5 protein-coding genes are annotated in these 6,420 nt (G+C 64.0%); 2 read left to right on the top strand and 3 right to left on the bottom strand.

All coding sequences use genetic code 11. The features are described from left to right. Both VF515_19215 and VF515_19220 read right to left on the bottom strand, forming a co-directional pair. Positions 1–602: CoA transferase (locus VF515_19215; protein ID HEX7409765.1), on the bottom strand; the 602-nt coding region annotated here is incomplete at its 3' end. A gap of 135 nt (positions 603–737) precedes the next feature. Next, on the bottom strand, positions 738–3,191 hold the full coding sequence (locus VF515_19220; GenBank protein ID HEX7409766.1) for a CoA transferase: 2,454 nt from the start codon (positions 3,189–3,191) through the stop codon (positions 738–740). 187 nt (positions 3,192–3,378) lie between these two features. Between VF515_19220 and VF515_19225 the strand changes: the two genes are divergently transcribed. Then, on the top strand, positions 3,379–4,488 hold the full coding sequence (locus tag VF515_19225) for a nitronate monooxygenase (protein HEX7409767.1): 1,110 nt from the start codon (positions 3,379–3,381) through the stop codon (positions 4,486–4,488). Positions 4,489–4,530: 42 nt separating this feature from the next. Here VF515_19225 and VF515_19230 read toward each other — a convergent pair whose 3' ends face one another. Next, the gene (locus VF515_19230; GenBank protein HEX7409768.1) at positions 4,531–5,121 is read right to left on the bottom strand and encodes a hypothetical protein; all 591 of its coding nucleotides are present in this window, start codon (positions 5,119–5,121) and stop codon (positions 4,531–4,533) included. A 139-nt stretch (positions 5,122–5,260) separates the two neighbouring features. Here VF515_19230 and VF515_19235 point away from each other — a divergent pair. After that, on the top strand, positions 5,261–6,420 hold a 1,160-nt coding region (locus VF515_19235), incomplete at its 3' end, for a molybdopterin cofactor-binding domain-containing protein (protein ID HEX7409769.1).

Consider the following 6,420-nt stretch of genomic DNA (forward strand, 5'->3'; position numbering starts at 1 on the left):
TCGCTCATGGCCATATCGACGTACTGCCCGCGGCCCGTCTGTTGGCGGGCGAGCAGCGCGGCCAGAATCGCAAAGGCGGGAAACAGGCCACCGGCGGCGAAGTCCCCAATGATGTTCACTGGAATCGCCGGCGGCTGGCCCGGCCAACCGATCATCCCGAGCACACCCGCGAGACTGATGAAGTTGAGGTCATGCCCCACCAGTCCCGCGTGCGGCCCGGTCTGACCGTAGCCGCTGATGGAGCAGTAGACGACGCGCGGGTTGCGCCGGCTCACCGTTTCATAGTCGACGCCGAGGCGCGCCGTGACTCCTGGGCGAAAGCCCTCCACCACCACATCGGCTCGGTCCACGAGGCGGAAGAACGCCTCACGCATCGCCTCATTCTTCAGATCGAGGGCCACGGATCGCTTGTTGCGGTACATGGCGAGAAACGCCTTGTGTCGGTCGCTCACGCCCATCGCGGCATCGACCCGCCGTGCGGCGGCCGGCGGCTCTTCCACGACGATCACATCCGCGCCCAGATCCGCCATCAGCATGGTGCAATACGGTCCGGGCGCGTACCGCGAAAGGTCCAACACTCGTATTCCTTCTAAAGGCATCATCACTGTCTCACTTCACACGGGGCGCGACCTAGCAGCCTGTCGGACTTGCAGCTCGCAGCGACCCAACACGTCCGCCGGAAGCCTCTGGAGTGCGGGCGGGGAGCGGTCCCGTCGAACCGACGCCGGGCGCAGCCCCTAGAAAATGACCTTGTGGTCGAGCAGCCAGCGGTAGCGTTCCTCGGTGATCTTCATCAGCTTCTTGAAGACGTAGTCGTTATCCTGGCCGATCGACGGCCCCGGCCGCACGTCGGCCTTGAACCCGGTGGTCTTCACGTATGCCCCGTAAATCGTTTCCGTGAATCCGAGCGGGTGTCGCACCTCGATGAACGTGCCCCGCGCTTTGTAGTGCGGATCGTTGAGCAGGTCAGCCACATTGAGCACGGGTGCCGCCGCTACACCATGGGCCTGCAGCCGCTGCGCCAGCGTGCGGTCGTCGAAGTTGCGGGTCCACTGCGACAGCCGTTCGTGCAACACGTCGATATTCGCGACGCGCCGGGCGGCATCGGCAAACTCCGGCACCTGCGCCCATGCCGGGTTGCCCATCGCTTTCACCAAGCCCTGCCATTCGTCCTCAGTGAGCACCGCGAGGCTGATCCAGCGGTCATCGTCCTCGCCCTTGCCGGCGCAGCGGAAGACGCCGTGCGGAGCGGCGACGCCGAGCGGGTGCCGGTTGCCGATCGGGCCAGCGACGCGGCCGTTCATGACGTAGTCCATGAACGCGGGGGCGATCAGTTGCATCACCCCCTCCTGCTGGGAGAAATCGATGTGCTGCCCCTTGCCGGTGCGGTCACGGTAGTTGAGGGCAAGCAGCACGCCGAAGGCGCTGATGACGCCACCGAGCGGGTCGGCGAACGCGTTCTCCACGGGAATCGGCGGCTCGCCGAGATACCCCGTGATGCTGTCCAAGCCGGTGATGCTGCTCAAGCTCATGCCGTAGGTGCGGATACCCTTGAGCGGCCCGAAGAGGCCGGCGGCAGGCATCGAGGCCATGATGATGTCCGGGTTCACGGCACGCAGATCCTCGTAGCCCAGGTGGAGCTTGTCCATGACTCCCGGCCCGAAGTTCTCCATGACGACATCACACTGCGCCACCAGTTGCCGGCCCAGTTCCTGCCCCTCGGGTTTTTTCAGATCGATGGTGACGCTGCCGTTCCCGGCCCAGCAGGCGTGGTTCTGTATGCTACGATTTGGATCGCGGATGCCCTCGGCAAATGGAGGCAGCGTGCGATTGATGTCGACGCGCGTGCGTGATTCGATCTTGTACACCTCGGCACCGAGGAAACCGAGCGTTTGACCCGCCACCGGCCCGAGCCATCCCCATCCAAAGTTCGCCACGCGAATACCGGCAAGTGGCCGGGTGCGCTTCCGAGTCCCCGCCCCTGTTGCCACCTCCGGCAACGGGGGCGGGTTAGGGTGGGGGCCTGTCTCGGGACCAAGCGCCGCGAACACCTCGCCGTTATGCTCTCCCAGCAGGGGCGCTGCCGCGCGCGGCCCGCCCGGGCTTTCGGGCAACCGAATCGGCGCACCCATGGTGCGCACGCGGCCGAGCACGGGATGCTCGATTTCCACGAAGTATCGTCGTGCCTTCAGATGCGGATGCTCCACCACTTCGGCGACGGTGAACAGTGCCGTCGTGGGACAACCGTTCGCCTGGCACAGATCCATGATCTCTTGCTTGCTGTGCTCGCTCGTCCACTGCTCGATGAGCGGGTAGATCATGTCGGCATTCTGGGCGCGGACGAACATGTCCTGGAACATTTCCAGGTCGGCCCACTCAGGGTTGCCCATCGCCGTGCGCAGCCCGTTCCACTGCCCCGGCTCCAGGGCCATCATCCAAACGTGGCCGTCCTTGCACGGCAGGATCGTCGCGGGCGCACCCAGCGGCATGCCCACACCCGTGCGTGTCTCGAACTTTCTGTCCTGCGCATAGCCGCCGATACTCTGCGCCCCGACGAACAACGCGGCCACGGCTTCCGCGCACGAGACGTCCAGGTGTTGGCCCCCGGTGCGCGTGCGCCCGCACACGGCGGCCAGGCCCCACGCGGCGGCGACGTAGGCACCGAAGAAGTCTGCCGAGAAGGTGCCGTGCTGCAGCGGTGGTTCCTTCGGACGGCCGCAGTAGCGGCTCCCGGCGGCAGACAAGTGGAAGGCGTTTAGGTCGTACCCGTTCCAGTCGGCGTACGGCCCGGTCTGGCCGAACGGCGTGATCGAGATCATCACCAGATCGGGGTTGATCGCGGCGATGGCGGCGTAATCCAGCCCCCACTGGTGCATCTGCGGCGGCCGATTGTTCTCGATGAACACGTCCGCTTGCTCCAAGAGCCTGAGCAGTTGGTTGCGCCCGTCAGGCGTGCCGACATCCAGGGTGACACCGCGCTTGTTGGTGTTCAGGAAAAAGAACAACCCGCTTTTTTCCGGATGCGGCTGGTCGCCCGGAAACGGACCCCACCGGCGGGCGACGTCGCCTTGTAGCGGCTCGACTTTGATTACCTCAGCGCCATAGTCCGCGAACAACTTGGCGCAGAACGACGCCGACACACCTTGACCCAACTCAATCACCCGGATGCCCTGGAGCGCGCCGTCAGCCATAATGCGTTTGCCTCACACTCTTCAGGGGCGACCTTGTGAGCCGGTTCGACAGCGGAGTCAAGCGCTTAGGATTGCATTCGCTGCGAGACCTCCTTGATTTCGAAGCCGGAGTTGGCCATGATCGGCCGCCGCTACACCGAACCGACCGAGACAGCCGAGATCATTCCCGGAAAGGACAACGACGATCGTGGCCAGGAATCCATTACACACCAAATTGTGCGATTCGCTTGGAATCGAGTACCCGATTGTGGCGTTCACCCACTGCAAGGATGTTGCAGCCGCGGTCATCAACGCCGGCGGATTCGCTGTGCTCGGCGAGACGCATCACTCGCCGGAGGAGATCGAACAGGACCTCAGGTGGCTCAAGGAAAAGATCGGCGACAAGAAGTACGGGATCGACTTGGTCTTCCCTGCCTCCGTACCGCCGGCGGGCTCGATCGAGGAGCTGCTCACCCAGATCCCGAAGGCGCAGCGCGATTTCACCGACGACATCATACAGCGGCACAATATTCCGCCGCCCAAGAACCGGCCGGAGCTGTACGACCTCCGCTGGATGACACAGGACATGCCGCGCAAGCAACTCGAGGTGGCGCTCGACCTGAAGGTGCCGGTGCTGGCATCTGGCCTCGGCAACCCCGCATTTGTGGTCGAAGCGGCGCACGAGCGTGGCATGCAGGTGTGGGGGCTCGTCGGCAAGGTCCGGCAAGCCAAGAAAGAGCTCGAGGCGGGCGTCGACGTCATCGTCGCGCAGGGTTTCGATGCGGGCGGCCACACCGGCCCGATTGGGACGTTCTCGATCGTGCCGCAAGTGGCGGCGATCGCGGGAGACAGGCCGGTCGTCGCCGCGGGCGGCGTCACCACCGGCCGCCACCTGGCGGGTGCCATCGCGCTGGGCGCGTCGGGCGTGTGGTGCGGGACCCTCTGGCTCCCGTCGCGCGAGTCCGACAGGGAGATGGTGATCAAGGAGTTGATCCTCAAGACCACGGCCGATAAGACCGCATACTCGGCCTGCATCTCGGGCTTCACGATGCGTACCGTGAAGTGCAAGTGGCACGAGGAATGGGAGCGACCCGATGCACCGCCGCCGGCACCCGCACCCTACCAGTTGCTGCTGTTCGCCCAGGTCAAGCAAGCCGTGATGGATCACAACATCGAGTCGTTCATGACCGAAGCGGCAGGCCAAGGCGTCGACTTCGTCACCTCGATGAAGCCGTGCCGGCAAATCGTGTTCGACATGGTGGAAGAAGCGCTCGGCGTCTTCGAGGACATCCTCGGCGCTCCACTGGGTGACGAGTAGCGCGCCGCTGCACTTACAGGCGCTCGAAAAGGCGATTGGACTCTAAGCAGTTTGCGGCCGGTTGACCTTGAACTCCCACTTGCAGCAGATGCCGTCTTTGTTCTTGCGTGGGGGGACCTGCAGGGCCGTGGACGTCATGTTGGGGTTGGTGAGTTTGCAGAACTGGGCGAACGCCCGGTCCTCGACGCCGCCCGGTCCGCACAGGCATTGGACGTCCTTGTCGGTTCCCGTCGCTTCAAAGTATGCGAGGCTTGGACAGCGGGTGAACGTGAGGACGACATGGTCCGGGCTCTTGACGTCGTGTTCGAACTCGTAGAATTGCCCGCCGGCGCCGTCCGGAGCGACCTGAAAAATCTTCAGCAGCGCCAGGACGTCGTCTCCCTGAATGTTCATCGCCTCCCTGAGGAGCGGGAGATAGAACTTCCGCAGCACCCGCTCGTAGACCTCGGCGTCCAAGTTGAAGGCCTCCTCGAGGCTCATGCGCTTACGGTTGTTCGTGTTCCACATCCCCATCAGGCCGACGAAGATCGTGCGATATGCCTTGATGAGTCTGACGAGCGCCTCTTTGGAGAAATCCTCGAATTTGAGGTCGGGATTGTAAGGAGCACTGTAGTCCTTGAGCTCTTCCGCCATGTGATTCTCCTCCCTGAATTTATGAGAATGTGATACTTGCTTTTCCGCCGTCATACAACATGCCCGTTCCGCCGCAGCATGCGGTGGCCGTTCGTCGGAGCACGGTGGGAGTCGGGGCATGCGCGAAAGGGGAATACGGATGGACGTGCCAAAGAAGCTGGAAGATCTGCCGACCAGTTCACTGCGTTTCGTGGGACGCGAGGTCGAACGAGTGGAGGACCGCTCGCTGGTGACCGGACGCACGGAGTTCATCGACAACGTGCGCTTGCCGGGGATGCTGCACTGCGCCATCCTGCGCAGCCCCTACCCCCACGCCCGCATCAAGCACGTCGATACGAGTGCGGCGGAACAGCTGCCCGGCGTAGTGGCCGTGGTCACCGGTGAAGATGCGCTGCGTTGGAGCTTCCCGACGGGTACCGTCCCGGAGGGGTGGGGTACGCACTGCATGGCGACGGACAAGGTGCGTTACGTGGGCGAGCCGGTCGCGGCCGTCGCGGCCACCAGCCGGTACGTCGCTGAGGACGCTGTGGAACTCATTGCCGTGGACTACGACCCGCTGCCGCCGGCGGTCGATGGACTGCAGGCGATACAACCCGACAGCCCGCGCCTGTTCGAGCAACACGCCAACAACATCATGTTCCAGAAGGTCTTCACCTGGGGCGATGTGGAGCAGGCGTTCCGGGATGCCGACCACGTGTTCACCGAGAAGTTCCGCTGGCATCGCGTCGGCGCCAATCCAATGGAGACCTTCGGTGTGATCGTGGAGTGGGATCCGGTGGAGGGCAGCGTGACCTGTCGCGGCACGTTCCAATCGCCATCGCTCATCGCCATTGGGAGAGCTTTGGTGCTCGGGCTGCCGCTGAACAAGGTGCGGCTCATCAGCCATCCGCGGGGCGGCAGCTTCGGCGGCAAGATGGGGTACCGGGGCACGGACATCAGTGCGCTGCTCTCCCGCAAGGCCGGCGGGCGCCCGGTGAAGTGGATCGAAGACCGTATGGAGTATCTGGTCGGGGGAAGCGGCCAGGCATGGGATCGCTTCTATGAGGCTTCGCTCGCGGTGAAAAACGATGGAACGCTCACCGGCTTCAAGGTCAAGCTCGTGGAGGACCTCGGGGCCACCGGAGAAGGCTACTCGTCGCTCGGGGCGGTGAAGCCGCTGACGTGCTTCACCGGCTGTTACACGATTCCTGTTGCTGGGTACGACCTCACGCTCGTCGCGACCAACAAGGTTCCCACCACCGCGTATCGGGGTATGGGTCCACCACCACACAACTTCGTGCTGGAGCAGCTCATCGATAT

The organism is Candidatus Binatia bacterium, assembly GCA_036382395.1.
In the GTDB taxonomy this organism is placed as follows: domain Bacteria; phylum Desulfobacterota; class Binatia; order HRBIN30; family HRBIN30; genus JAGDMS01.